This window comes from Natrinema thermotolerans (assembly GCF_031165565.1).
Taxonomy (GTDB): Archaea; Halobacteriota; Halobacteria; order Halobacteriales; family Natrialbaceae; genus Natrinema; species Natrinema thermotolerans.
The window spans coordinates 2,109,392-2,135,277 of the sequence record NZ_CP101873.1 but is presented as its reverse complement, the minus strand read 5'-3'; the positions used below and the strand labels follow the sequence as shown (position 1 = coordinate 2,135,277).

Annotated in this window: 20 protein-coding genes; 9 read left to right on the top strand and 11 right to left on the bottom strand. The window is 67.1% G+C overall.

Annotation, left to right across the window (positions count from 1 at the left end):
• Positions 1-65: 65 nt before the first annotated feature.
• The 3 genes from NP511_RS10995 to tatC all read right to left on the bottom strand — a co-directional run bounded on the left by NP511_RS10995 (position 66) and on the right by tatC (position 5,766).
• Positions 66-1,832 carry a nitrite/sulfite reductase gene (locus tag NP511_RS10995; RefSeq protein WP_049965153.1) on the bottom strand — a complete coding sequence of 589 codons (1,767 nt, stop codon included), beginning with the start codon at positions 1,830-1,832 and terminating at the stop codon, positions 66-68.
• Positions 1,833-2,353: 521 nt separating this feature from the next.
• Positions 2,354-4,468, bottom strand: coding sequence for an assimilatory nitrate reductase NasA (gene nasA, locus NP511_RS10990; RefSeq protein ID WP_049965154.1), 2,115 nt, complete (start codon positions 4,466-4,468; stop codon positions 2,354-2,356).
• 347 nt (positions 4,469-4,815) lie between these two features.
• Positions 4,816-5,766 (bottom strand): twin-arginine translocase subunit TatC, encoded by a 951-nt coding sequence (gene tatC, locus NP511_RS10985; protein ID WP_049965155.1) that lies wholly within the window; start codon positions 5,764-5,766, stop codon positions 4,816-4,818.
• A gap of 130 nt (positions 5,767-5,896) precedes the next feature.
• Here tatC and NP511_RS10980 point away from each other — a divergent pair, with 130 nt between their 5' ends.
• Complete coding sequence (locus tag NP511_RS10980; protein ID WP_049965156.1) at positions 5,897-8,218, top strand: twin-arginine translocase subunit TatC; 2,322 nt, start codon at positions 5,897-5,899, stop codon at positions 8,216-8,218.
• A 158-nt stretch (positions 8,219-8,376) separates the two neighbouring features.
• Complete coding sequence (locus tag NP511_RS10975; protein ID WP_006648586.1) at positions 8,377-8,556, top strand: hypothetical protein; 180 nt, start codon at positions 8,377-8,379, stop codon at positions 8,554-8,556.
• Here the strand turns inward: NP511_RS10975 and NP511_RS10970 are convergent, their stop codons facing one another.
• On the bottom strand, positions 8,557-9,330 hold the full coding sequence (locus tag NP511_RS10970) for a 23S rRNA (uridine(2552)-2'-O)-methyltransferase (RefSeq protein WP_049965157.1): 774 nt from the start codon (positions 9,328-9,330) through the stop codon (positions 8,557-8,559).
• A 228-nt stretch (positions 9,331-9,558) separates the two neighbouring features.
• Between NP511_RS10970 and NP511_RS10965 the strand changes: the two genes are divergently transcribed.
• Positions 9,559-10,302 carry a DNA polymerase sliding clamp gene (locus tag NP511_RS10965; RefSeq protein ID WP_006183237.1) on the top strand — a complete coding sequence of 248 codons (744 nt, stop codon included), beginning with the start codon at positions 9,559-9,561 and terminating at the stop codon, positions 10,300-10,302.
• Positions 10,303-10,384: 82 nt separating this feature from the next.
• Positions 10,385-10,702: a HalOD1 output domain-containing protein gene (locus NP511_RS10960; RefSeq protein ID WP_049965158.1), complete on the top strand. Its 318-nt coding sequence runs from the start codon at positions 10,385-10,387 to the stop codon at positions 10,700-10,702.
• A 42-nt stretch (positions 10,703-10,744) separates the two neighbouring features.
• Here the strand turns inward: NP511_RS10960 and NP511_RS10955 are convergent, their stop codons facing one another.
• A complete protein-coding gene (locus tag NP511_RS10955; RefSeq protein WP_049965159.1) occupies positions 10,745-11,614 on the bottom strand; it encodes an alpha/beta fold hydrolase in 870 nt (289 codons plus the stop codon).
• 254 nt (positions 11,615-11,868) lie between these two features.
• Between NP511_RS10955 and priL the strand changes: the two genes are divergently transcribed.
• Entirely contained in the window at positions 11,869-12,960 is a 1,092-nt protein-coding gene (priL, locus tag NP511_RS10950) for a DNA primase regulatory subunit PriL (RefSeq protein ID WP_049965161.1), read from the top strand.
• 93 nt (positions 12,961-13,053) lie between these two features.
• On the opposite strand, the gene NP511_RS10945 is transcribed toward priL, so the two are convergent.
• Positions 13,054-13,317: a DUF7472 family protein gene (locus NP511_RS10945; RefSeq protein WP_006183232.1), complete on the bottom strand. Its 264-nt coding sequence runs from the start codon at positions 13,315-13,317 to the stop codon at positions 13,054-13,056.
• Between the two features lie 189 nt (positions 13,318-13,506).
• Between NP511_RS10945 and NP511_RS10940 the strand changes: the two genes are divergently transcribed.
• Together NP511_RS10940 and NP511_RS10935 are read left to right on the top strand one after the other, a co-directional pair.
• Positions 13,507-14,145, top strand: coding sequence for a hypothetical protein (locus NP511_RS10940; protein WP_084158262.1), 639 nt, complete (start codon positions 13,507-13,509; stop codon positions 14,143-14,145).
• A gap of 95 nt (positions 14,146-14,240) precedes the next feature.
• Positions 14,241-16,076, top strand: a complete 1,836-nt coding sequence (locus NP511_RS10935; protein ID WP_049965163.1) for an acyl-CoA dehydrogenase family protein — start codon at positions 14,241-14,243, stop codon at positions 16,074-16,076.
• A 6-nt stretch (positions 16,077-16,082) separates the two neighbouring features.
• Here the strand turns inward: NP511_RS10935 and hjc are convergent, their stop codons facing one another.
• The 3 genes from hjc to NP511_RS10920 form a co-directional block, all read right to left on the bottom strand.
• Positions 16,083-16,604 (bottom strand): Holliday junction resolvase Hjc, encoded by a 522-nt coding sequence (gene hjc, locus NP511_RS10930; protein WP_006648579.1) that lies wholly within the window; start codon positions 16,602-16,604, stop codon positions 16,083-16,085.
• A gap of 83 nt (positions 16,605-16,687) precedes the next feature.
• On the bottom strand, positions 16,688-17,500 hold the full coding sequence (locus NP511_RS10925) for a CPBP family intramembrane glutamic endopeptidase (RefSeq protein ID WP_049965164.1): 813 nt from the start codon (positions 17,498-17,500) through the stop codon (positions 16,688-16,690).
• 76 nt (positions 17,501-17,576) lie between these two features.
• A complete protein-coding gene (locus tag NP511_RS10920) occupies positions 17,577-22,073 on the bottom strand; it encodes a PAS domain S-box protein (RefSeq protein ID WP_049965165.1) in 4,497 nt (1,498 codons plus the stop codon).
• Positions 22,074-22,333: 260 nt separating this feature from the next.
• Between NP511_RS10920 and ddfA the strand changes: the two genes are divergently transcribed.
• Both ddfA and NP511_RS10910 read left to right on the top strand, forming a co-directional pair.
• On the top strand, positions 22,334-22,591 hold the full coding sequence (ddfA, locus tag NP511_RS10915; protein WP_006183226.1) for a DdfA family disk-determining factor: 258 nt from the start codon (positions 22,334-22,336) through the stop codon (positions 22,589-22,591).
• A gap of 63 nt (positions 22,592-22,654) precedes the next feature.
• Positions 22,655-23,428, top strand: coding sequence for a PAS domain-containing protein (locus tag NP511_RS10910; RefSeq protein ID WP_049965166.1), 774 nt, complete (start codon positions 22,655-22,657; stop codon positions 23,426-23,428).
• A 3-nt stretch (positions 23,429-23,431) separates the two neighbouring features.
• Here the strand turns inward: NP511_RS10910 and NP511_RS10905 are convergent, their stop codons facing one another.
• Both NP511_RS10905 and NP511_RS10900 read right to left on the bottom strand, forming a co-directional pair.
• Positions 23,432-24,721, bottom strand: a complete 1,290-nt coding sequence (locus tag NP511_RS10905) for an adenosylhomocysteinase (RefSeq protein WP_006648574.1) — start codon at positions 24,719-24,721, stop codon at positions 23,432-23,434.
• 252 nt (positions 24,722-24,973) lie between these two features.
• Entirely contained in the window at positions 24,974-25,870 is an 897-nt protein-coding gene (locus tag NP511_RS10900) for a hypothetical protein (protein ID WP_049965167.1), read from the bottom strand.
• Positions 25,871-25,886 lie beyond the last annotated feature (16 nt).

Sequence of the window (25,886 nt, the reverse complement as noted above, 5' to 3'; positions counted from 1 at the left end):
GTCCGTGAACTGATAAACACACGCTCGAAGAAGCGACTCACCGAGCCCGTGGCATCGCCGGTGTCTCAGTCGTCCGAGGGAACCGCGGACCCCTCGCCGGCGGCGGCCGCGGACTCGCTCTCGGCGAAGGGGTACCACGACTGCTTGGCGTCGGCCATATAGGGGGCCTCGAAGTCCGTCTCCTCGGGCTCGCAGAACTCGACGAGCTGTTCCTCGGCAGTGGCGTCGACCCACTCACGAAACGACTGCCCGTCGACACGGTGGGCCGCGTAGGCCTCGAGCAGGTTCCGGATCGCGCCGGGGGCCTCGTCGGCGGGCACGCGCTGCTGGACCCAGTCGATGAACGAGGGGTCCTCGCCGACGCCGCCGCCGACGCCGATGTCGAAGGCCTCGACCATCTCGCCGTTCTTGCGGGCGCGCATCCCCTGCAGGCCGATGTCGGCGGTCATCGCCTGCCCGCAGTCCGCGGTACAGCCGGAGTAGTGCATCTTGATCTTGCCGACGTCGTCGGGCAACTCGACGTTCTCGTTGAACCAGCGCAGCATGCGGGCCATCCGCGCTTTCGTCTCGGTCAACGCAATCGAACAGAACTCGGTACCCGTACAGGCCATCGCGCCACGCTCGAAGGGGCTCGGTTCGGCGGGGTACGTCTCGAGGAGCGGCTCCGCGAGCAGGGCCGCGAGGTCCTCGTCGGCGACGTCGACGATGACGGGGTTCTGGCGGCGGGTCAGTCTGACCTCGCCGGAGCCGTACTCGTCGGCCAGATCGGCCAGTTCGATGGCGTCCTCGGCGGGGAGGCGACCGACGGGGACGCTCAGGCCGACGTAGTTCCCCCCGTCTTTCTGGTCGCCGACGCCGACGTGGTCGTGCTGGCCGTCCTCGACCGGGCGGCCGGCGTTGTAGGTGTACTCCTCGCGGAAGTCCTCGCCCGCGGTGTGCATCTCGAAGTCGACGTACTCCGCCTGGAGCGTGTCCCGAATTTTCTCCATTCCCCAGTCCTCGGCGAAGAACCGGGCGCGGTTCTTCGAGCGGTTCTGGCGGTCGCCGTAGTCGTGGTAGAGTTCGACGAAGCCACGGCCGACCTCGTAGGCGTTCTCCGGGCGGACGAAGACGTCGAGCGGCGTCGCGGCACGGGGCTGTCGGCCGCCGAGGCCGCCGCCGATCCGGACGTTGAACCCGCGGACCTCCTCGCCCCCGATCTCCTTGGTCGCCGGCTCGAACCCGATGTCGTTGAGCGAGTCCTGGGCGCAGCCGACCGTACAGCCCGAGGCACTGATGTTGAACTTCCGGGGCATGTTCGCCAGCGCGTCGTCCGTGCGAAGCTCCTCCTCGAAGCGCTCGAGCAGCGGGCCGGCCTCGACGAACTCCTCGGCCTTGCCGTGGAGCGGACAGCCCGAGATGTTGCGCATCGTGTCCCCGCCCGCCGAGCGGGAGTGGACGCCCGCGGCCTCGAGTTGCTCCCAGATCTCGGGGATGTCCTCGAGTTTGAGCCAGTGTAGTTGCACCGATTGGCGGGTCGTCAGGTCGATCCAGCCGTTGCCGAACTCGGGGTTTGCGACTGGCCCCTTCGCGTACTCGCGGGCGACCTCGCCGATCGTCCGGAGCTGGTCGGGCTCTAAGATGCCGCTGGCGTTGGTCAGCCGCATCATGAAATACGACTCTTGCCCGTCGCGCTGGTGGAACAGCCCCCAGAACTTGAAGCGGGTGAACCACGTCTCGCGTTCGTCCTCGGGGATGGCCTCGTAGCCGCCGTTGTCCGCGAACTCGAGGATGTGGTCGCGGACCTCGTCGCCGTAACAGTCCTCCTTGCGCTCCTCTTTCTTATGCGCCATCGACGACCACCTCACTGACCTGACGATCGAACTCGAAATCGCGAGTTTCCTCGCCAAACATGTCGTAATTCACGTTTTGTTGGCATGGTACTGAAGCATATAACAGTAAGCGTTCACATTCAATTGGTTTTCTCCCAGTTTCAGTGGTGGGCGTCGTATCTCCAATGGAATATAGTCTGTATAAGGACGTATGTCGCGAGACACGCGAGCAGAGACTGGGGAATGTCAACCGCGATGGGCGCGACCGATCCTGATTCGCGGGGACGGACGACGCGACCGACTCGAGACGCGTCCGCCGCCGGACGGGACAAAAATGCCGGTCGTGAGAACACAACAGCGACGAACCGGCGGAGCCTTCGACGAACAAACAGTTTGAGCCTCAACGCGTGGATGGGTTCACCCGCCGGTCGGCATCGGCCCGTCCGGCGACGGCGCGACGCGGGTCCGATACAGTCTGCCGGGAAGGACGACCGAGAAGACCGCGAGCCCGAGGAAGACAACAGCGTCGTTAGCGTCGGCGATCAGGCGCTCGCTTCCGCGACCGCCGCGACGTCTCGGTCCCGCGGGGGCTCGAGACGGACCGCACACTGCTTGAAGTTCGGTTCGTTCGAGCGGGGATCGACGGCGGGCAGCGTGAGGTCGTTGACGGCGGGGTGGTGGATCGGCAGCCAGACGACGCCGTCGGGGATCACCTCGTCGACCTCGACACGAGCCATCACTGACGCTCGCCGGGAGACGACGCGGGCGTACCGCTCGTCGCCCTCGTCGGCGGTCTCGACCCGACTCTCGAATTCGTCGGCGAACGCGGCCGCGGTCGCCGGGCTGACCCGGGCCGTCGGCGGCTCGTCCTCGCGGGTCCGCACGCCGGTGTTGTACGCGTCCGGCCGGCGGGCAGTCGTCAGGGTGAACGGATAGGACTCGTCGGTCGGCTCCGGCAGCGGGCGGGCCTCGCCGGTCGAGAACGCGGCGCGTCCCGAGGACGTGTAGAACGACCACGACTCGTCGAGGTCGTCGGCAGCGCCGTCCCGCTCGTCGGCGTCGGGCCCCTCGTAGTATCGGTAGCCACCCGAGACGTCCGGCTCCGGGGCCGGCCAGCGGACCGCGGTCTCGTCCTCGAGGCGGTCGTAGCTGATCCCCGAAAGGTCCGCGGGGGTGCCCTCGGTCAGCCCGACGAACTCCGCGAAGACCGACGCGGGCTCGAGCGGGTCGTCGAACAGGTCGGGCACGAGCCGGTCGGCGAGCAGGCCGATCAGTTCGAGATCGGTCTTGACCCCCGGAGGCGTCTCGGTCGCGGCCCGCACGCGGGAGACGGTCCGTTCCATGTTGGTCGTCGTCCCCTCGGACTCGCCCCACGTCGCCGCGGGGAGAACGACATCGGCGTACTCGACGGTCTCGCTGCGGAAGGCGTCCTGCACGACGAGGAACGCGTCCTCGAACGTCTCACGGACGCGGGTCGCGTCGGGCATGCCCGCGACGGGGTTAGTCGCGACCGCATAGACGGCCTCGACGTCGTCGCCGACGGCGTCGACGATACCGACCGGGCCCGGGCCGGGGTCGTCGGGGAACCGCGAGACGGGAACGTCCCAGGTCTCGGCGACCTCGCGGCGGTGGGCCGGATCGCCGAACGGGCGGTGGCCGGGCCAGGACCCCTTCGAGGAGCAGACGCGAGTCCCCATCGAGTTGGCCTGTCCGGTCAGCGAGAACGGGCCGGAGCCGGGTCGGAGGTTGCCGGTCGCCAGACACAGATCGATCAGCGCGCCCGCGGCCGCGGTGCCGTTGACGCTCTGATTGATTCCCATTCCCCAGTACAGCAGGGTCGGGTCGGAAAGCGCCTCGGCCAGTGTATCGACGTCGGCCAGCGAGACACCGGCCATCTCGGCGGCTTCGGCCGCGTCGGGGAGTTCATCGCTGAGGGCCTCGAAGCCGACGGTCGCCTCGTCGACGAACTCGCGGTCGACACGGCCGGTCTCGACGACTCGAGACAGAACGGCTCGAGCCAGCGCGAGGTCCGCGCCCGGCTCGAGCGGAACGTGGTGGTCGGCGGCCTCGGCGGTCTCGCTGTGGACGGGATCGACGACGATCAGTTCCGAGTCGTCCGCGTCGGCGGACTGCCGGATCCAGCGAAACATGACCGGGTGGGCGGCCGCCGGGTTCGCTCCCCAGACGACGTGGCTCTCGGCCTCGGGGATGTCGTCGTAGGTCGGCGGCGGCGCGTCGCTGCCGAAGGCGTCGTAGTACGCGGTGACGGCCGACGCCATACACAGCGTCGTGTTGGCGTCGTAGTAGGGCGTCCCGAAGCCGCCACGAGCGAGTTTGCCCAGCGCGTAGGCGGCCTCGTTGGTCTGCTGGCCGCTCCCGAGGACCGCGACGCCGTCGTCGCCACCCTCGAGCGCGGCCTCGAGTCCCTCCGCGGCGCGTTCTACGGCCGACTCCCAGGTCGTCGGTATGAAATCGCCGTCCTCGCGGACGAGCGGCCGGGTCAGCCACTCCCCGTCCGGGTCGGCGGTTTCGCTGACGCCGCGTTGACACGCCAGTCCCTGATTGACCGGGTGGCCGGCGTCGCCCCGGACGGTGTCGAGACCGTACCCGCGGTCGGGGGCCTGCTGGACGTGTCCGCAGCCGACCGCACACCGCATACACGTGGTCGGAACGAGATCAGTCACGGGACCACCGCCGTGGGCCGGCTCGAATCACGGCGTGTGGTTTACAACCACACCCATTGCCAGAGTGTTTTCCCACCATCATTCAGATGTTCACGGATTAGCCAAACATTTGGAGCCACTAAACGATACTCGTTTACAGACTATTGCTTTCCCTCCGAGAAGGAGCCGAACCAGCCAATATGTGAACGAATAGGAGGTGTATAAGGGAATTATATCTCGAGTGTCGTCGGGTCAAATCGGACGTTCGGTCACGGCATTCGAGCAACTCGACTGATTGTGGCCGAACAGGGACAGCGACGAACGGCAGTAACGCGGGACGTCTACTCGGTTCCGACCCACTTGAGGACGAACAGCGTCCCCTCGAACAGCAGGATCATCGTGACCGCGACCAGGATGGGCGCCATCCCCGTCGGGTCGAGGGTGAACATGAACGACAGCCCCGCGAAGGCCGCCCAGAAGTACAGTCGCTTCTGGGCCAGCCAGCGGCGGGTCGTCACGCCCATCATGATCGCCAGCATGATAAAGAGCGGAATCTGGAAGACGATCGCCAGAAAGCCCGTCAGCGTGATGATCAGGTTAAACGTATCGCCCAGCGCATAGGCGACGTCGGCGCTGCCCTCGGCGTAGTAGGTGAAGTATCGAAAGAGGATCGGCAATACCAGCACGTACGAGAACAGCATCCCGAGCGCGCCGAGGACGACGCTCGTCGGCACGGCCGCGAGGTAATACTTCCGTTCGTGGGGGTACAGCCCCGGTCGCATAAACAGGTAACACTCGTAGACGAACGCCGGCAGCGCGACCATGATCCCCAGCAGCGAGGAGATCTTGATCCGGGTCAGCCACAGCTCGAGCGGGTTGTAGAGATGCGGCGGCGGCACCTCTCCCTCGGCGTAGGGGAAGACGTTGTCCCAGACGAACAGAATCGCGTCGGAGGCCCACAGCAGGCCGATCGCCGTCCCGCCGGCCCCGAACAGCAACACGACCGCCAGCCGGAGGACCATCTCCTCGATGTGGTCGGCCAGCGGCATCTCCTCGTCGTCCGGCGGCGTCTCGATTCCGCCGATCTCCTCGTCGGCGTCGGGATAAGTCGGCGTCGGATCGTGTCGATCGCCGACGACGCCCTCGCCGTCCGTCTCGAGGTCGGGTCGCTCCGCGTCGGGGTCGGACGCCGGCCGATCGAACTCGGGCTCGTCCGGCGATTCCGAGGGAGCGTCCTCCCGCGGCTCTTCGGGCGCCTCGGCGTCCCGTCCGTCCACCGGCTCGTCCGACATCTACGGGATATTGATAGGCCACCGGTTATAGGCCTTTTTCTTACGGTGACCCCGAGAGAGTGAGAAGCCCGCTGACTCGCCCGTATCCACACGAAAGGTTGATAACTGGATGTCAGTTACCACCTACCCAATGAGTTCTGCCGTCGACGAGGACACCGCCCAGGCCATAAACACCGGCCGGGAGACGATCGGCGCACTACTCTCGGGCGCCCAGCAACACCTCAAGAAGGTGTTCGTCGTCTTTCTGCTCGGGTTCCTCGGCTCCTTCTACGCGCTTCGGATCGTCGTCTGGGACTTCCTCGAGGCGACCGCCAAAGCTCGGATGAGCGAGGGGGTCGCCGGATCGACCGACATCATCACCCGGACGCCGTTCGAGGTGATCCTGTTACAGGCCAAGATCGGGATGATAACCGGAATCATCGTCGCGATTCCTGCGCTTCTCTTTTTCTCGCGGAAGGCGCTTCGCCGTCGAGGCTACACCAGCGCCGTCCCGATCTCGAAGGGGTATATCGCCGGCTTCGTCCTGCTGGCGCTGTCGCTGTTCGTGACCGGCGTCGTCTACGCCTACACCGTCTTCTTCCCCTACGCGTTCGGCTTCCTCGCGAAGAACGCCGTCAGCGCCGGCGTCAAACCGAGCTACGGCATCACCGAGTTCACCGAGTTCATGGCGCTGCTGACGCTTTCCTTCGGGCTCGCCGCCCAGCTCCCGCTGTTGATGGGGGCGCTCTCGTACACCGAGATCATCCCCTACGAGACCTTCCGCGACAAGTGGCGGTTCGCCGTCGTCGGGATCGTGATCTTCGGGGCCCTGTTCTCGCCGCCGGACCCGTTCACGCAGGTCATGTGGGCGATGCCGATGGTCGTCCTCTACGTCTTCAGCCTCGGGCTGGCCAAGGTCCTCACGAACGTCCGGCGACGCGGGGCGGCGAAATCGGCTGGCACCGGGACCGGCCACGTGAAAGGGCGTCTCCTCCAGTTCGGCGGGGTCCTCGCGGTCGTCGCGGTCGCGGCCACCGTCGCCGTCAATCAGGGCGCGTTCGGCTACCTCCGCGAATCGGTGTATCCCGCGTTCCCCTCGGTGATCCGCCCCAGCGGAGCGGGTCCCCTCGAGACGATGGCGGCGAACGGGCTCGCCGGCGAAGCGGCGGTCGGGCTCGTCGTCGCCGCCGGCGTCGGCTTCCTCGTCCTGCTCGGCTACACGATCTACGCGCTGCAACAGCCGGTCTATCCGCGGCCGGACGACATCCGGCGGGCAGACAGCCACGAGGACGTCGACTTCGAGACGCTCTCGACCGAGGACATCGCGGACGTGTCGGCACAGGTCTTCCGGACGATGAGCGAGGATCAGGCCCTGGAGTACTCCCGGCAGGCGATGTACGACGACGACCGGGAGAAGGCCCAAGCGATCCTCGATCGCTTCGACTCGATTCAGGAGTCGGCGGACGCCGGAGACGGGGGCGCGGCGGCGGGCGGTGCGGGGGCGGCGGCCGGTGCCGGCGAGGCCGACGACGACGGGCTCTTCGCGAGTACCGCCGCCGGCATGCTCGATCCGTTCACGGAGGACGAGACCACCGAGGACGACATCGGTGGCTACGCCTACGACATCGCCTTCATCCTCAACAGCCTCACCTCGAAGGTGTTCCGCATCGTCGGCCTCTTCATGGTCGTCATGGGCGGGACCTTCTTCTGGCTGTACTCCGGCGGCCTCGGCGACGTGTTGCGGCTCTTCCTCGATCGGGTCCCCCAACACGTCCTCGACGAGGTCGCGGCCCGCAACGATATCGATCCCAGCCAGATGAGCCTCGACGAACTCATCGAAGCGATGGATATCGTCGTCGCGCTCCATCCCGTCGAGGTCCTCATCTTCGAGGCGAAGGTGAGCGCGCTCGCCGGCATCGTCGCCGTCCTCCCGCTGATCCTGTACTACGCCTGGCCGGCCGCCAAGGAGCGCGGACTGGTCTACGGCGACCGACGCACGTTCGTCGTCTGGGGCGGCGGCCTACTGGCCGGCTTCGCCCTCGGAACCTACCTCGGGTTCTTCTGGATCGCGCCGTCGGTCATCTCGTATCTGGTCTCCGACGCGCTCGCCAATCAGATGGTCGTCTCCTACCGGATCAAGAGCTTCTTCTGGCTCGTGATCTTCACGACCGTCGGGATCGGCTTCCTGCTGAACATCATCGTCACGATGGCGCTGTTCCACGTCGGCGGGGTCGTCAGCTACCGCGCGATGCTCGAGCGCTGGCGGCCGGTGGTCGTGGGCATCTTCGTCCTCGCGGCCTTCTTCAGCCCGAAGGGCGTGCTGATGATGCTCATCTTCTCGATCCCGATCGCGCTTACCTACCTGCTCGGACTGGGGATCCTCTACGTCCTGACCGGCGGTGGCCGGCTGTTCGGCGGTGGTGGCGGCGGATCGACCGCCGAACCCGACGAGACAGGCGCGGCCCCGGAGTGAGGATCGACCGACGAGACGACGCACTTTCGAACCGTCCCCCGTGCCACGATAGCGGATCGCCGCTCGAGCGACCGAGAAGCGCAGTTCTCCCTCGAGCGAGACGAACGTCGCCGACCAGCTACGCTTAAGGCCGCGACTTGTGAACGATCGACCGACTGATGCCAAAGATCAGCGTCGAAATTCCGCAGGAACTCCTCGATGATCTCGACGACCACGTCGGCGACGACGGCAAGTTCGTCAACCGCAGCGACGCGATCCGGTCCTCGATCAGAAAGAATCTCGATATCTTAGACGAGATCGACGAACGCCACGACCGCCTCGAGAGCGACGGGGAGTGACTACTCCCGGTCGACGCGCTGGGCGAACCCGAACGTCGGTTTGACGTCCTCGACGCGGACCGCGACCGTCTCGCCGTCCTCGGCTCCGGGCACGAACAGCCGGTAGCCCTCGACCGAGGCGATGCCGTCGCCCTCGCTGCCGACGTCGGTGATCTCGACCTCGAGTTCGTCGCCGGGGCGCACGGGGGCGGTGAGCCGCCCCTTCCCGATGAAGTAGACCTCGGAGGACTCGTCGCGGCTCGCGTCGGGCGAGGTCGCGCGGACGTACTGGAACTCCTCCTCGACGTCGGCCCGGAAGTCGTCGACGTCGGGGCCTTCGAAGACCTTCACGACGAAGTCGCCGCCGGCCTCGAGCAGTTCGCACGCGGTCTCGAAGGCCTGGCGCGCGAGATGCAGCGACCGGGCCTGATCCAGCGAGTACTCGCCGGACATGTTGGGTGCCATGTCCGAGATGACCGCATCGACGGTGCCGTCGGCGGCGTCGACGACCCGCTTGCGGGTCTTCTCTTCGGTCATGTCCCCGCGGAGCGTCTCGACGTTGTCATGGTCCGCGAAGTCGTCGATCCGCTGGAAGTCGACGCCGATGACCTTCCCCTCCGGGCCGACCTCCTTGGCGGCAACCTCGAGCCAGCCGCCGGGCGCGGCCCCGAGGTCGACGACGGTGTCGCCGCGGTCGATGACGTCCTCGAGTCGGTCCAGTTGTTTGAGCTTGTAGGCCGCTCGGGAGCGATACCCCTCCTGTTTGGCCTTGTTGTAGTAGTGGTCGCGAGCCATATATCGTTCTTGAACGGGCTAAGCGGCCGGGACGGATAGGTGTGGCGAGAGCGGGCCGCGCGCGCTGCTCGCTCGGGCCGGCCGAGCCGCGTCGATGGTCGAGGTCCGAGGCAGGCTCGAGTCCGGCCTCGAGATCGGCAGTCGCGTCGGCCGGCTCGAGGACGCTCCACCCTCCCGCCCGCGCGTAAAGGGTGCCTTTTTATGCCGACCGTCCGTACCCCGATCTATATGTTCAAGGCCATCGTGAGCGCCGAAACGCTCACCAGCGCGCTCGATTCGATCAGCGTGCTGGTCGACGAGTGCAAAATCCACCTCGAGGAAGACGGGCTGGAGATCCGGGCCGTCGATCCGGCCAACGTCGGGATGGTCGACCTCTCGCTCGATGCGTCTGCGTTCGAGTCCTACGAGGCCGACGGCGGGCTGATCGGTGTCGATCTCTCGCGGCTCGAAGACATCGCGGGCATGGCCGACGCCGGCCAGCTCATCCAGCTCGAACTCGACGAGGAGACCCGCAAGCTCCACATCCAGATCGACGGGCTCGAGTACACGCTCGCGCTCATCGACCCCGACTCCATCCGACAGGAGCCCGACATCCCGGACCTCGACCTCCCTGCCGAGGTCGTCCTCGAGGGGAAAGACGTCAACCGCTCGGTGACCGCCGCCGACATGGTCTCCGACCACATCGCCCTGGGCGTCGACGAGGGCGAGGAGTACTTCTACGTCGACGCCGCGGGCGACACCGACGACGTCCACCTCGAGCTGACCCAGGAAGATCTGATCGACCTCCAGCTCGGGCCCGCCCACTCGCTGTTCTCGCTGGACTATCTCAAGGACATGAACAAGGCGATCCCCGGTGACACCGAGGTCACGCTGGCGCTGGGCGAGGAGTTCCCCGTCAAGATCTACTTCGGCTTCGCCGAGGGGCAGGGCCAGGTCACCTACATGCTCGCGCCGCGCATCCAGAGCGACTGACCGACTCGACCGTTCTCACAACCACTTAAACGTTCGATATGCGAAGGGGAGTTGCTACCCGACCGCTAGCCGACGATCGGGTATGCCCTCCGCGAACGATACGACCGACGACCAGGAACCGGACGATCTCGAGTTCGTGACGACGTTCGACCCCGACGGTGAGCCGGCCAGCGAAGCCGTCGTCACCGCCGTCGCTGCGGTCCGTGGCTCGAAACCGGCCGCGCTCGAGCCGCTACACGCGGTCGTCGATCCGGACGCGCTCGATTCGCTGGTCGGCCACGCCGACCGGGTCGGCACCGCGGGCAGCCATCAGGTCTGGTTCACCTACGAGGGGTTCGATGTCGCCGTTCGTACCGACGGCGAGGTTCGGCTCCGGGACGCGACCGTGACGGCCGACTGAGGCGGTTTCGAACCGTCTCGGAGCGGGACACGGGGTCGTCCGTCAGTCCTGCTCGTCCAGAAACGAACGCAGCAAGTCGGTGACGGTGTCGGCTTCCTCGATGAAAAACAGGTGAGAACCGCCCTCGACGAGTTCGAGTCGACTGTCCCGGATCTTCTCCTCGAGCAGCCGCGCGTTCGTAACGGGGACCACCTCGTCGTTCGTCCCGTGACAGACCAGTGTCGGTACGCGGAGTCGCTCGAGGCGGTCGCTGACGTCGAAGTTCTGGACTGCGGCGGCCTGTGCCTCGCGTGCGGGGTCGTCGGCGTCCTGTTCGAGTCGCCACTCGAGGATCCGGTCGATGAGGTGGGGGTTGCGGTTGGTGAACCGGTCGTTGAACGCCGGCCGCATGCGGTGGCGCAACACCTGGCGTTCGGTTGCGCCGTCCGGCGTATCGAACATGTGTTCCTGCGTCTCGTCGGGGACCGGCGCGGCGTCGGGGCCGCCGTGGCTCGTACAAAACAGCGTCAGCGACTTCGTCCGGGAGTACTCGAGGGCGTAGCGCTGGGCGATCATCCCGCCCATGCTCGCCCCGACGATGTGGGCGTCGTAGACCCCCGCGTCGTCGAGGACCGCCTCGAGGTCGGCTGCCAGCCCGCCGATCGAGTAGCCGGCGAGTTTGAGCAACACGAGCCCCCGAAGCGTGCCGGGCAGCCGCGCGACGAGCGGCGGGAGGCCGACGTCGGAGCGACCCGTCCCCCGGTTGTCGGGGGCGATCACGTCGTACTCGTCGGCGACGGCTTCCCGCTGCCAGCGCCACATCCACCGTCCGAACCCGAGCCCCTGCACGAAGACGACGGGCGACCGACCGTCGCCATCGCTTCGCTCGTACTCGTAATAGATCGACACGCCGTCTCTCGTCGCCTGTGGCATGGCCGAACCGACGTGTCGAACGCCCTTGAAATCGATCCTCGAGGCTGGGCGGGACGACGACCGCCGGCCGGGACCGATCGGCGATCGCCCGATGGCGTCGGGTAATACGGGTATACCGTCGCTGCAAGGGTCGAGTGGGGGCGAGATCTCGGCGGCCGGTCGCCCGTCTCGGATCGGCGAGCCCGACTGCCACATATAAAAGACGATTATCGCAATCAGGGTGTTTATCCCGCCGGAGTAAAACGTAATTACCGATGCAGCGACTCCACGCCCGGTATCCGTTCCTCGAGGCCGCTCGCGAGACCGTCGCCACGGAAGCGGTCGATCTGGCGACCGTCGTCGAGGGGGACGAAGCGGTCGTCGACCGGGCGCGTCAACGGGTTATTACCGCGATCGAGTCGGGGGAGACGGGGGAGCCACACCGCGATACTCGGATCGAGTTGCTCTCGTATCCGGTCGCGCGGGTACTGGTCTCGATGGTCGACGAACGCGTCCTCGTACGCAAGTACGCCCGCGCCGAGGCCGCGACGGCCTACGACCGGTTCACCGAGGACATGACCGACACGACCGAACTGAAAAGCGTCGAGTCGACGGGACTGGACCTCTCGGACCTCCTCGCCGAGTTCGACCTGCGGGACGCGGTCCGGACGGCCGCCGACGGGGAGTACCGGATCGACGTCGGGACCTACCTGCCGCTGGCCGAGGACCTCTGGGACGACGGCTGGCGGCTCGTCAACCAGCCCCTCGCGGCCGGCGAGGTCCCCGTCGGCGAGGACGAACTCCTGACGCTGGTCCGCGAGGCGATCCGGGGCCGGATCGACGACGGGCTCCCCTTCGAGGTGCCCGAGTCCATCGCGACCGCCCTCGAGGACGAGGCCGACGAGATCCGCGAGGTACTCGCGGAGATGGACCTGACACAGGACATCGACACCGTCGTTCCCGACCTCTTCCCGCCGTGTATGAAGGCGCTGCTCGACCAGATCCAGAAGGGCGAGCATCTGCCACATCACTCCCGGTTTGCGATCACGGCCTTCCTGACGAGCATCGGGATGGACACCGACGAGATCGTCGACCTCTATCGGGTCAACTCGTCGTTCGGCGAGGAGATGACCCGCTACCAGACCGACCACATCCGCGGGGACACCTCGCCGACGGAATACTCGCCGCCCTCGTGTGCCACGATGCAGTCCTACGGCGACTGCGTGAACAAGGACGACCTCTGCGAGCGGATCCCCCACCCGATGGCCTACTACGAACAGCGGATCGACGACGCCGACGACGAGGAGTTAGAGGACTGGCGGGAGAACGACGACGGGAGCGACGGCAGCGCCGCGAGCGGCGACTGACGGCGTTCGCTCGCGCGGAGGAAGTGGTACTGCACGGTCGGTTCTCGAGCAGTATCGGCCGGGACGAACCGAAAACGGTGACCGAATACCGCCTCAGAACGTTCCGTTCGTTTCCGTCTCGTCGGCCGTCGCGTCGAGGTCCTCCTCGTCTTTCAGGGTGTAGGCCAGCCCGATACCGACCGCCGTCACCAAGAGGATAAAGCCAGTAATAGCCACAACGAGCAGCTGTGCCCCTTCGGAGGAGAGACTCCCGTTGTCGGCAGTGTAGGAAGAGCCGATGGCGATCATCGTCGCAAGCAATAGGAGGACCGCACCGACCGCCGAAACGATTTCGATGAGCTGTTCGCGATCGAGCATTGTCGGATCGGTTTCGTCGGCCCGGTGAAAAGCGCTTCGAAGGGGGCCTCGGCGGTGGTCGGACGGGAGCCGTCTCGCTTGCTCTTTTAAACGCCGACCTTGCGAGTTCAGGCGAGTTCGTTATCCCCATCGGCCCCCTAGCGCGCTCGAATCGCCAGCCGACCACCGAGTTCACCCCTTGACGCATCCATGAAAACAACAGCGTCACCGAAAGCGCCGCTGCCAGTACCGTCCGCGGATCACCTCACCGAGCGATCCCGCCGCGCCCGCACCGAACCGATGTCGGTGCTGGCGCTGGGCGACGGCCTCTACGAGGTCGAGTCCGCGAGCGACCACACCTATCTCGTCGATCTCGAGGCCGGCAGGTGTACCTGCCCGGATCACGTCTTCCGCGAGGCCCGCTGTAAGCACGTCCGCCGGGTCGCGATCGAGATCACGGAGGGTCGGACCCCGCCGCCGGGCGAGATCGCCGTCGCGTGTCACGACTGCGGCGAGACGTGTTTCGTCGCGGACAACGACCCCGCGCCGTGTTACTGCGACGACCACGCAATTTCGCCGGGCGACATCGTCGTCGATCGCGAGACCGGCGACCGGCTCACTGTCGTCGACGTCTCCGAGCTGCGGGCCGACGCCGTCGAGATCGGGGCGGCCGACTGCACCGTCGCCGAATACGGCACCAACGAGGACTACGATCCCGATGTGCCGGTCGTCGGCGCGGTCTACCCCCACGCAACCGTCGCCGCGAACGGTGTCGTCCCCTCGTCGCTGAAAGTGTACGTCTTCCCGCGGACCCGCCTCGAGCGAGCGACACCGAGGGCGAGCGACTGAGACCGCCGTTCCCTCCAGTCGGGAGACAACGGCTTGCAACGCGCGTGTCGTTGCTATCGTCCCGTTTCTTGTTACCCGGTATCGAATGACGACCTATGGGAACCGGTATCGAGTACGGCGAGTTCGACGAGGGACGGCACGTGAACTACTGGGAACTCGACCGCACGCTCCAGCGGGAACTACGGCGGGTGTACGACGCCGACGAGTTCGAGTGGGCCGAGCCCCGACTCGCCGAGTTCGGCGAGCTGATCGGGCACACCGTCGCCGACAACGCCGATTACGTCGACGACCACGGGCCGGAACTCGAGACCTACGACAAGTACGGCGACGTACACAACGCCGTCCGGTATCCGGCCGAACAGCTCGAGAACGACGAACTGGCCTACGGGGCGGGCATCGTGGCCGACGCCTTCGAGGCCCCGCCGGACCGCGACGAGCCGATGCCGATCAGTCACTTCCTCGGGATGTTGCAGTTGCTGTGTTACGCCGACGCCGGGTTCGGCTGTCCCGTCGCGATGACTGCCGGGTCGGCGCTGATCCTCGAGCGCTTCGACGACGGCGACCTCGAGCCGTACTACCGGGCGCTGACCAGCCGCGACTACGACGACCTGATCGAGGGCGCAATGTTCCTCACAGAAGAGCAAGGCGGCAGCGACGTGGGAGCTAACGAGACGACGGCGCGGTACGACGACGAGGCGGACTGCTGGCGGCTCACCGGGGAGAAGTGGTTCTGCTCGAACATCGACGCCGAGGGGACGCTCGCGCTCGCACGGACCGAGGACGCTCCCTCGGGGACCGACGGCCTCTCGATGTTTCTCGTGCCCCACGGCGATCCCGACGAGGGGGTCCTGACGAAGGGTGATCGCCGCGAGTTCGAGGGGCCGCCGCCGGGCGACGCGCTCAACGACCAGCTGTACCGCCGCCTGAAGGACAAACTCGGAACCACCGCCGTTCCGACCGGCGAGGTCGAGTTCGACGAGACGAAGGCCGCCCTCGTCGGCGAGGAGGAAGCCGGCTTCAGACAGATGACCGAGATGCTGAACCTCGAGCGGCTCGCGAACGCCGCGGCCTCCTGCGGACTGATGGGGCGGGCCCTGCTCGAGAGCAAGGTGCAGGCGGCCACCCGCGAGGCCTTCGGGACGACGATCGACGAGTTCCCGCTGATGCGCGAGGACCTCGTCGACATGACCGTCGACTACGAGGCCGCGACGGCGTACGTCCACGAGGTCGGGCGGCTGTTCTCGGCGCGCGAACGGGCGCGACGCAACGACGCGGCGACCGAGGACGAGGACGCCTACCGGCTGCTGCGACTGCTGATCCCGATCGCCAAGCTCCGCACGGGTCGAATGGCCGTCGACACCGCCTCCTACGCCATGGAGATCCAGGGCGGGAACGGCTACGTCGACGACTTCGTGACCAACCGCCTGCTCCGGGACGCGCAGGTGCTGCCGATCTGGGAGGGGACCGAGAACGTTCTCTCGCTCGACGTCGTCCGCGCCCTCGAGCGCGAGGAGGCCCACGAGCCGTTCACGGAGACGGTCGAGCGGCGACTCGAGGCCGTCACCCACCCCGCGCTCGCGGACGCGGCCGAAACCGTCGCCGCCGAGTACGAGGACCTGACCGGCGCGCTACTGACGCTGGCCGGCGAGGATTCGGAGTACGCCCAACTGTCGGCCAAGCGGCTGGCACACTACCTCTTCGAGGTGTTCACGGCCGCGCTGTTGCTCGAAGAGGCACAGGCCGACCTCGAGGACGGCGACGGACGGACGGCGATGGTCGCACGGCGGTTCGTCACGAACGAACTCGAAGCCGAGGAGGCGCGGGGGATCACCGACGGCGACCGGTTCGTCCTCGAGGCGTTCGAGCCGATCGTCCACCACGCGGCGGTCGATCCCGAGGCGGTCGCGGAGGCGGTGCCGGCAGACGACTGAGATAGGCTACTCGAGGGCGTCGGCGGCCTCGTCGACGTCCATCACGCCCTGCTTGACGGCGTTGAGGACGCGCCGCAGGTCCTCGTCGGTGTCGTCGTCGCCCCCGTCGGCGGCCTCCTCGAGGGTGACCTTCTCGGACTGCCCAGTGAATTCGGGGAAGTCCGTGCCCTCCGCCAGCGCCGTTTCCTTCTTGACGCGGTAGTTGCCCCCGTCGGTGACGTAGAGATCGCCGGGGTGGAAGAAGTACCAGTCCTCGCGGTCGAAGCGGACGCCGATCCGGGGTTTCGCGCCGAAGTTCCGCGCGAAGAAGGTCAGCGCCTCGACCTCCTCGCCGGTGAGATAGATCGGGTCGCCCGAACTCGATTTGGCCTCGATCGCGTAGAAGCGCTCGCCGTCGCCGGCCAGCACGTCGGGGAGTTCCCGCTCGGTCGCGGAGCCGCTGGCGGGCGCTCGCATCACCGCGAAGCCGGCCTCGTCGAGTTCGTTGACGAGTTCCCGCTCGCGGCGGTCGCCCTTCGCCTGAGACATGGACGATTCTCTTCCGCGGGCGGTAATAAAGGACCGGACGGCGGCGGATGGCGCAGTGAAAGTGGTCGCCGATGCAGCAGGCGTTACAGCGGGATCGCCGTGACGACCGCGAGGATCGCCTCGCCGGCCGGCGTCGCCTCCTCGAGGTCGTACTCGAGGGCGAAATACAGCAGGCCGAACTGGAGGGCGTTAAAGGCCGCATGAGCGGCGATCGGGACTAGCAGGTTGTCGGTCTTCGCGTAGAGGTAGCCGAAGACGGCGGCACCGCCCATGACGACCGCGACCGGGACCATGGTCGCGAGCAGCGATGGCGAACTGACCGCGTAGACGGGGAAGTGGATCAGTCCGAAGACGAGACTGGCGATGGCGACCGCCTGCAGCCGGGTGAAGGCGTCGTAGAGGCGTTTCTGGACGATGTTCCGGTAGAGGAACTCCTCGGCCGGCGCGTTGAAGAAGAAGACGATCGCGATCATGACGAGGACCATCGTCTGGTCGTCGCCGATGAAGCTCGCGACCTGGTTCTCCGAGGCCGGCAGCGAGAGCAGTTGAATGGTCACGCTGATCAGGACGTAAAACGCGACGCTGGCGACGATACCGAGCAGGACGTACGCCCAGCCGCGTCGCGTCGGCGGCCGAACGTCGACGTACGACCAGCCCCGGTCGGTGACGACGAGATAGACGGCCCCGACCAGCACGAACCCCGCGAAGTTGAGGACGAAAAAGAGCGTTCGGCTGGCGATCGACGTCTCGGTCGGTGCCGTGGCCAGCCGGACATCGAGCAGGAGTGCGGGCAGCGTCGTGAACTGCGTCGCGAGCAGGCCGACGATCGCGAGTCCGGCGGCGACGAGCGTCGAGCGGAGCGGCCCGTCGGTCCGGCGGCGCGTTGATGTTGCCATGACCGGTCGTACGGCCACCGGACCCTTGGGCGTTTCACTCCCGGCCATGGAAACGGTCGCTCGAGCCGGCTCGAACTCAGTTCGAGTCGAGCGGGATCTGATCCTCGAACAGCTGTGCCAGCAGTCGGCCCTGTGCGAGCCGCAGGTGACGGTTGACCGTCGGCTGCGTTACCGCGAGCATCTCGGCGATCTCCTCGCCGGTACTCTCGCGGGGCCACTCGAAGAAGCCGGCGAAGTAGGCGGTCCGGAGAACCTCGAGCTGGCGGTCGGTCAGGGCGTCGAACAGCGACGTCACGAGTTCGCTGCGCGTCCCCATCGACCGCTCGACGTGGCGACGCGCCCGCAACTCGACGCCACCGTGTCCCTCCCCGAGCGTCTCGACGAACTCGCGGACGTCGGTCCCGGTCGGGACGTCGACGACGACCTCGAGCCCCTCGCCGTCGGCCCGTATCGAGCGCGGACTGCCGCCGTGACGGACCAGCCGGGCGGCCAGTGGGTCGCCGGAGACGGTCGCCTCGAACCGACACGTCCCGTCGGCTTCGCTGATCAGCCGGGAGTCGGTGACCGACACCAGCTCCGCGAGCGCCGATCGAACGTCGTCGGGCGCAACGCCGTCGGTCTCGACGAACAGCAGCGTCTCGTCGCTCGAGTGTGACCCCATGCCCGCGTACTCGACGTCGGCCCCTGTCTTCGCCGCGAGCCGCGAGAGGGGGTCCTCGTCGCCGGCGATCCGGAGCGTAAGTTCGAGCAACCGTTCGGCGTGGAGCGCCTCCCGGGTTTTCATCGCGGTGATCGAGTTGGCGATTCCTTCACCCAGTTCCGTCAGGACCGTCCGCTCGAGGTCGCCGAAGGCGTCGGGTTCGTCGGCGTAGATCGTCAGGACGCCGTAGGAGTACTCCGCGTGGGACAGCGGGACACTGATGACCGACTGGAACCCCCGGTCGACCGCCCGACGCCGCCAGGGATCGCCCTGCAGCCCCTCGACGACGTTGGAGACGACCGTCGGCGTCCCGTCGATGGCGGTTCGGACGGCCGGCTCGGCGGCGTCGTCCGCGAGCGAGACGTCGTCGAGATACGCCTCCCCGTCGCCGGCCCAGGCACGGGGCTCGAGACGGGTCCCGCTCGGGTCGCGGTCGCCGATCCAGGCGAACGCGACCGAGTCGGCCTCCAGTAGTCGCTCGGGAACGGTCCGCTCGATCTCCCCGCGGCTCTCGGCCCCGATGAGGACCTGATCGATCCGCCTGATCAGTTCCGTCGTCTCGATCTGTCTGTTGAGCCGCTCGTTTCGGGCCTCGAGTTGTGCCTCCCGCTCGCGGAGGCTGGCCTCGCTCTCGAGGCGGTCGAACGCGGCCTCGGTCGTCGCGACGAGCGTCTCGATCAGCCGCCTCGCCTCGGCGTCGATCGGCTCCGCGTCGGTCGCGACCGTGAAGACGCCGTAATCGCCGATCGGGACGATGACCCCGCTCTCGACGGTCGGACCGAAGACCTGCGACCGATCAACCGACGACGGATCGTCGACGACGGTCCCCGTCCCGGTCACGTAGGTACTCCAGAGGGCGGACTCGCCGTCGCCGATGGCGACCGACGGAGCCCCGTTACAGAGGCGGTCGAACGCCTCGGTCGAGGCGGCGGGGACGAGTCGATTGACCGCCGGATCGAGCCGGTACACGGCCGCACCCGACGCCTCGAGGATGTCCGCGGCGGTCTCGACGACCAGCGCCGATACCTCCGCTTCGGTGTCGGTGCCGAGCAGGTCCCTGGCCGCGTCGTGTAGCGACTCGAGGGTCAGTTCGCGCTCCTTGCGGTCGGTGATGTCCTGAATCGTCCCGCGGACACCGACGATGCCGGCGTCATCGGCACCGTCCGCACGGATCGGCTCGCCGGTCGAACGGACCCACCGTTCGTCCCCCGTCATGGTCCGCATTCGGTGTTCGATGTCGTATCCCTCGCCCGCTTCGATCGTGCGATCGACGATCTCGAGGACGCGTTCTCGGTCCTCGGGATGGGGGAACGAGGTCGCCAGCTCCGAGTCGACCGTCGCGTCCAGCGGGAGGTCGTAGAGACGATGCAAGCCGTCGGTAAAGGTCACGTCCCGCGTCTCGCCGCTGAGGTCGAGTTCCCAGCCGCCGATGCCGGCGAGGCGTTCGGCCTGTTTGAGCAGTTCGGTCGTCCGCTCCAAGTCGCGTTCGCGCTCTTTGCGCGCCGTGATGTCGCGGACGACCCCCGCGGACCCCACGAACTCGCCGTCGTCGCTTGGCAACAACGCGATGTGGTTTTCGACGTCGATCACCTCGTCGTCGGCGGTCTCGAGGACGATCTCGACCGTCTGGGAGGGAACGTCCGACCGAAGGAGTTCGCGGATCCGGTCCTGTGCCCGCTCGACGTCCGCCGCCGGGATCACTGTCGCCGCGGGTTTGCCGATCAGTTCCTCGGGCTCGTAGCCGAGGATCGGCTTGGCAGCGTCGTTCAAATAGGTGAATCGTCCCTCTTCGTCGAGCGTGTAGACCAGTTCGTCCAGCGCCTGTACGATCGCCTCGAACCGCTCTAGGTCGCGTTCCCGTTCCTTGCGATCGGTGATATCGCGAAGGACCCCCGCGGTCCCGGCGAACTCGCCGTCGTCGCTGGGCAACAGCGCCATGTGATTTTCGACGTCGATCACGTCGCCATCGGCGGTCTCGAGGTCCATCTCGAAGGTTCGAGTGGGCTCGCCGGCACTGCGGAGGTCACGGATCCGGTCCCGGGCCGTCTCGAGGTCGTCGTCGTCCATCATCGTCGAGACGTGGTCGCCGATCAGGTCGTCGGGCTCGTAGCCGGTGATCCCCTCGAGGGCGTCGTTCAGGTAGGTAAACTCCCCGTCCGCGTCGATCGTGTAGACGAGTTCGTCCAGCGCCTGGAGGACCGTCTCGGCGCGCTCGAGATCGCGTTCGCGCTCTTTCCGCTCCGTAACGTCCTGGAACGAGCCACGGAGCGTGACGATCTCGCCGTCCTCACGGACCGGTTCGCCGATCGTCCGCACCCACCGCCGATCGCCGTCGGCCGTCCACATGCGAAGCTCTATGTCGTAGGGCTCCCCGTCGGTGATCGCACGCTCGACCGCCTCGCGAATGCGGGGACGGTCCTCGGGGTGGTAGAACTCGAACGCACTCTCGAGGTCGATCGGTTCGTCCGGTGAAACGCCGAGAATGCGGCGGATCTCGGCGGTCCACTGGAGGTCGTACGGCTCCGTGGAGACGTCCAGTTCCCACGCGCCGACGTCGGCCAGCCGCTGGGACTGCTCGAGCAGGGACGTCGTCCGTTCGAGGCGGCGCTCGCGTTCCTTGCGGTCGCTGATGTCGCGGCCGATCCCGACCTCGACCGGGTTCCCGTTCGGATCCTCGAGTACCGACGCGATGAACTCGTAGGGGATCCGCTCCCCCGATTTCGTCCGGAGTTCGGCCTCGACGAGGGTCTCGCCAGTCTCGAACGCCTCCTGCATCGACTCCCGGATCGCCCCCTCGTTCTCGGCGTCGAAGAAATCGAGGGCGTTCATCTCCGCGATCTCCGCGTCCGAATAGCCCGTCACGTCGACCAGCGTCTCGTTCCACCGCCTGAGGTCGCCGTCTTCCTCGAGCAGGTAGACAACGTCGTCGACGGCATCTAACATGTCGTCGGTAAACGCCTGTGTCCGCTCGAGGCGGCGCTCCCGTTCTTCGATGGCCGCGACGTACTCGCGGCGTTCGAACGCCCCGCTGACCCACCGGGCGAGCAGATCGACGAACGACCGTTCCGCCGGCGAGAACGGCCGGTCCCGCGGATCGTCGCTCACGAAACAGACCGTGCCGTAGAGGTCCCCGTCGACGCGTATCTTCCCGCCGATGTAACAGCCGACGACGGATTCGACGGCCGCACCCACGTCGACGTCGGCCGCCGGCGTCTCCGAGATCCCGACCACGTCGTCCGACGTAACGGTGTTCCGGCAATGGGTCTCCGAAAGGTCCAGTACCGCTCCCTCGAGGTCGGCCTCGGCTCCGACGGCCGCCTCGATCTCGTACCGGTCGGCCGGTTCGTCGACGTGCGAGACGAGTCCCGTCTCGAGACCGAGCCGCTCACAGCCCAACTCGAGCAGCCGGCGGATCTTCGTCTCGGTCCCCAGCCCCGATTCGGACGTGATCCGGGCGATTTCCCGCCGGTAGCGCTCGCTCTCGGCCCGTTGCCGTTCGCGGTCCCGGACCGCCGTCGCCAGGTCGTCGACGGCCGCGGAGAGCCGGCCGATCTCGTCGTCTCGGTCGCGCCCGCACTCGGCCAGATCCGGCTCGGCCGGGAGGGAGCCGTCGTCGGCGGTCGGATCGGCGTCCTCGAGCCGCGAGACGAACCCCCGGAGTTCGTCCGTGAGTCGTTCGATATCGGTCGGGCGGTCGGCGTCCCGACGGGCGGCGAGCCCGAAGACGACGAGTCCGGGAATCTGCTCGGCCGGGAGCGAGACGGCGGGCATCGTCCCGAGGACGAGCGCGACGAGAACGGCGATCGTCCCAACGACCGTGAGCCGTCCCCGCCGTCCCGCGAGCGCCTCGAGAGGAGCCACGGCAGCGATCATACGTTCCCTACGAAACCACACACAATGATACGAGCGGTTATTTTCACTCCCTGTTCGACGGCCGAATAGTAACACACGAGATCCGATCGGTCGACGGCTCGAGCGGCGGTTCCGGGGACGGCGTGACGATAGCCGCCCAGACGGTCTGCCCCGACCGTCCCATCGTCGGGACGACGCTATACACATAGTGTCGGGGTCGCGAGGAGATTACGTGTATAACGGCCAGCCCGATACCACCGGGACGCATTGGTGAGTCTACAATGACCGGCGCTACTCTCGACTACCACACTGACTCCGTCAGTCTGCAAGTAATCGACGCGCTTGCGGACGCGACGAACACCGACGCCAGCGACCTCGAGCCGCTGTACGACGTGGTCGATCCCGAGGCGCTCGACCAGCTCTTCCAGTCGGGTTCGGGAGCAGCCGTCCGCGTCGAGTTCGAGTATCACGGCATGCCCGTCGAAGTCCGAGGCGACGGCACCGTCACGGTCAACGGGACGGTCCATGGGAGTAGATAGGTCGGGACGGTTCGACCACACCGAAACCGACCGCCGATCACGACCCGACGCCGGTGATCGACGATGCTGAGTCCGCTCACCGACGCAGCCGATGACGGAATTCGAGTACGACCGACCGAGCTGCAGCTCTGTGTCGTCGGCGACGACCTCCGTGAGGCGGTCGCCACTGCCTGCGGCGAGCGCGATGACTACGCCCTCGAGACGGTGCCGTCGCTTTCGGCCGCGCAGGAAGCCGGCAGCGACGCCGACTGTCTCGTCGTTCCGGCGGCGGCGCTCGGCGACGACGAACGCGCGGCGGAGGACGCCGACTCACGCGAGCCGGACGAAACGGTCGCGGCCGACGAACCGATGATCGTCGTCGCCGACGGCACCGGTACCGGTTCGGATCACCGTTACGAGCGCCGGCTGACTGCCGTCCTCGATCGGGACACCCTCGAGCGGCTGCCGGCACGGGCGTGGGACCTCGTCGAGCGGCGGCGGCTGGCCGCGCTGTCGCGGCGCTCGCTGGCGAGCGTCGAGTTCGTCGGGGAATCGATCGCGATCGTCACTCCCGACGACGAGATCCAGTTCGCGAGCCGCTCGCTCGCGGTGCGGTTCGGCTACGACCTCGAGACGCTCTCGGGGACCGACTGGCGGGCGCTGTTTCCCGACGCGACCGTCGACCGACTCGAGTCGACGGCGATCCCGACGGTCGCCGACGGCTGGCGGTGGACCGGCGGCTGTACGGCGATGCGGCGGGACGGAGAGACGTTCCCCGTCCAGTTGCGACTGGGCGGGCTCGCGGACGGGAGTCTGGTGTTCGTGGTCGAGAGTGGCGACGACGGACCGGAGCGCTGACCGCTATGTCCCGTGGTCCCAGCTGTCCATATACTCGTGTTGGGTGTCGGTCAGCGAGTCGAAGTCGACGCCCTCGGCCTCGAGTTTGATCTCGGCGATCTCCTTGTCGAGTTCGTCGGGGACGTCGTGGACCCCAGCGTCGTATGCGTCACCGTTTTCGAGCATTTCTCGGACACAGACGGCCTGAATCCCGAACGACTGGTCCATGACCTCGACGGGATGGCCCAGCGAGACGGGCGCGGCGAGGTTCACGAGTCGTCCCTCGGCGATGACGTTCAGTTTGCGGCCGTCGTCCATCTCGTAGGCCTCGACGCCGTCGCGAGCCTCGTAGCGCTCGACCGCGAGATCGTCCAAGGCCTCGAGGTCGATTTCGATGTCGAAGTGGCCCGCGTTCGCGAGCAAGACGCCGTCCTGCATTTTCTCGAAGTGGTCCTCGACGATGACGTCGCGGTTACCCGTCGTCGTCAGGAAGACGTCGCCGACTTCGGCCGCTTCGGCCATCGGCATGACCTCGTAGCCCTCCATGTGGGCCTCGAGCGCGCGCCGGGGCTCGACCTCGGTGACGATGACGTTGGCGTTCTGGCCCGCGGCCTTCTGTGCGACGCCTTTCCCGCAGTAGCCGTAGCCGGCGACGACGACGTTCTTGCCGGCCCACGAGAGGTTCGTGGTCATGGCGATCGAGGCCAGCGAGGACTCGCCGGTGCCGTGAACGTTGTCGAAGAGTCGTTTCATCGGCGTGTCGTTGACGGCGAAGACGGGGTACTCCAGGGCCCCGTCGTCGTCCATCGCGCGCAGGCGGTGGACGCCGGTGGTCGTCTCCTCCGCGCCGCCGACGATGCCGTCGATCAGTTCGGGGTAGTCCTCGTGGATCGCGGCCACGAGGTCCATCCCGTCGTCGACCGTGATCGTCGGCTCGTGGGCGATGACGGCCTCGATCGCGGCGTAATACTCGTCGTCGTCGACGCCGCGTTTGGCATAGCTGGTGATGTTCTCGTGGGTGTCGAGCGCCGCCGAGACGTCGTCGTGGGTCGAGAGCGGATTACAGCCCGTGACGGCGACCTCCGCGCCGCCCTCCGCGAGCGTCTCGACGAGGATCGCCGTCTTGGCCTCGACGTGCATCGCCATCCCGATACGCTCGCCCGCGAAGGGCTGGTCGGCGACGAACTCCTCGCGGACGGACTCGCAGATCGGCATGTGTTGGGCGGCCCAGTCCATCTTCCGACGGCCCTCCTCGCGAGCGGACTCGAGGTCGTCGAGTTGCTCGCTGATCGGGGGATACTCGGTGTCGGTCATGGCTCGACAGAGTGGGACCGTGGCCAAAACGCTACCGAACCCGGTTCGGCTCCGAACGGTTTCCGGGACTCGAGGCGGCCGCGTACCGACTCGGCGACTGTGAAAAAGGCGTAACGAAAGTGGTGGGTGGATCGGCCGCACTACGTGCCCGCACGATCGCGGCGATCCGGAGACGGCCGCGATCGGGTTCCGCCACCGGCGACGCCGATCCGCTCGGTCATCCCCGGTGTCTGGTATCGATTTCGAGGGGGATTACTGCTCGCTGTCGGGAGTGTCAGCGTCCGAATCGTCGGTGTCGTCGGCGTCCTCCTCGTCGTCGGTGTCGTCTTCGTCAGTGTCGTCGGTGTCCTCCTCGTCGTCGGTGTCGTCTTCGTCAGTGTCGTCGGTGTCCTCCTCGTCGTCGCCGTCAGCCGGCGGACCGGCGTGTTCCGGCGGACCGTGTTCGTCGTCATCGTCGTCGACCTGCTCGTCGTCGCCTTCGTCCTCGTCGTCGCCGTCAGTCGGCGGGCCGGCGTGTTCCGGCGGACCGCGTTCGTCGTCATCGTCTTCATCCTCGTCGTCCTCGTCGTCGTCATCCGCGTCCGGCGGGCCGGCGTGGCTCGGCGGACCGGCGTGGCTCGGCGCGTTGCCGGGGTTGTTGGCGACGACGAAGTTCGCGACGGCGATACCGGTCGACTCGTTGGACTCGTTTTGCTGGGTCTCAACGAAATCGGAGACGAGCGAACCGAAGCTCGTCTCGTTGGCCGACTCGTTGTCGGTCTCGTTCCCATCCACGGTCTCGTTGCCGTCCAGCGTCTCGTTGCTCGCTGCGGTCAGCGTCGCCGTGGTCGAGGCCGTCCGATTGTCGGCCGTCGCGGTCACCGAGACGGTGACGTTTTCGACGGGGTCGGGAAGTTCGACCGTCCCGTCGTTGTCCGTCGTGTACGTCCCGGTCCCCTCGTAGGTCGCGTTCTCGTCAGTTGTCGATACGTCGACGGTCGCGTTCGCGACCGCAGTGTCGTTTGCCGTGACGCCGACGACGACGTCCTCGCCGTCGTCGACGGACACGTCGAGGTCACCGTCGACGGTGGCCGCGGCCGCGCCCGCCGAGGCGAACACGGACGTGACCATAACGGCGACCAGCGTCATCGTGAGCAGTTTGTTCTTCATCCGCTCCTGACTTTCC

What these genes read in the sequence shown, in the direction of transcription:
- NP511_RS10995 (WP_049965153.1), bottom strand. Translation starts at nt 1,832, where the DNA reads ATGGCGCATAAGAAAGAGGAGCGCAAGGAGGACTGTTACGGCGACGAG.
- nasA (WP_049965154.1), bottom strand. Translation starts at nt 4,468, where the DNA reads ATGCGGTGTGCGGTCGGCTGCGGACACGTCCAGCAGGCCCCCGACCGC.
- tatC (WP_049965155.1), bottom strand. Translation starts at nt 5,766, where the DNA reads ATGTCGGACGAGCCGGTGGACGGACGGGACGCCGAGGCGCCCGAAGAG.
- NP511_RS10980 (WP_049965156.1), top strand. Translation starts at nt 5,897, where the DNA reads ATGAGTTCTGCCGTCGACGAGGACACCGCCCAGGCCATAAACACCGGC.
- NP511_RS10975 (WP_006648586.1), top strand. Translation starts at nt 8,377, where the DNA reads ATGCCAAAGATCAGCGTCGAAATTCCGCAGGAACTCCTCGATGATCTC.
- NP511_RS10970 (WP_049965157.1), bottom strand. Translation starts at nt 9,330, where the DNA reads ATGGCTCGCGACCACTACTACAACAAGGCCAAACAGGAGGGGTATCGC.
- NP511_RS10965 (WP_006183237.1), top strand. Translation starts at nt 9,559, where the DNA reads ATGTTCAAGGCCATCGTGAGCGCCGAAACGCTCACCAGCGCGCTCGAT.
- NP511_RS10960 (WP_049965158.1), top strand. Translation starts at nt 10,385, where the DNA reads ATGCCCTCCGCGAACGATACGACCGACGACCAGGAACCGGACGATCTC.
- NP511_RS10955 (WP_049965159.1), bottom strand. Translation starts at nt 11,614, where the DNA reads ATGCCACAGGCGACGAGAGACGGCGTGTCGATCTATTACGAGTACGAG.
- priL (WP_049965161.1), top strand. Translation starts at nt 11,869, where the DNA reads ATGCAGCGACTCCACGCCCGGTATCCGTTCCTCGAGGCCGCTCGCGAG.
- NP511_RS10945 (WP_006183232.1), bottom strand. Translation starts at nt 13,317, where the DNA reads ATGCTCGATCGCGAACAGCTCATCGAAATCGTTTCGGCGGTCGGTGCG.
- NP511_RS10940 (WP_084158262.1), top strand. Translation starts at nt 13,507, where the DNA reads ATGAAAACAACAGCGTCACCGAAAGCGCCGCTGCCAGTACCGTCCGCG.
- NP511_RS10935 (WP_049965163.1), top strand. Translation starts at nt 14,241, where the DNA reads ATGGGAACCGGTATCGAGTACGGCGAGTTCGACGAGGGACGGCACGTG.
- hjc (WP_006648579.1), bottom strand. Translation starts at nt 16,604, where the DNA reads ATGTCTCAGGCGAAGGGCGACCGCCGCGAGCGGGAACTCGTCAACGAA.
- NP511_RS10925 (WP_049965164.1), bottom strand. Translation starts at nt 17,500, where the DNA reads ATGGCAACATCAACGCGCCGCCGGACCGACGGGCCGCTCCGCTCGACG.
- NP511_RS10920 (WP_049965165.1), bottom strand. Translation starts at nt 22,073, where the DNA reads ATGATCGCTGCCGTGGCTCCTCTCGAGGCGCTCGCGGGACGGCGGGGA.
- ddfA (WP_006183226.1), top strand. Translation starts at nt 22,334, where the DNA reads ATGACCGGCGCTACTCTCGACTACCACACTGACTCCGTCAGTCTGCAA.
- NP511_RS10910 (WP_049965166.1), top strand. Translation starts at nt 22,655, where the DNA reads ATGCTGAGTCCGCTCACCGACGCAGCCGATGACGGAATTCGAGTACGA.
- NP511_RS10905 (WP_006648574.1), bottom strand. Translation starts at nt 24,721, where the DNA reads ATGACCGACACCGAGTATCCCCCGATCAGCGAGCAACTCGACGACCTC.
- NP511_RS10900 (WP_049965167.1), bottom strand. Translation starts at nt 25,870, where the DNA reads ATGAAGAACAAACTGCTCACGATGACGCTGGTCGCCGTTATGGTCACG.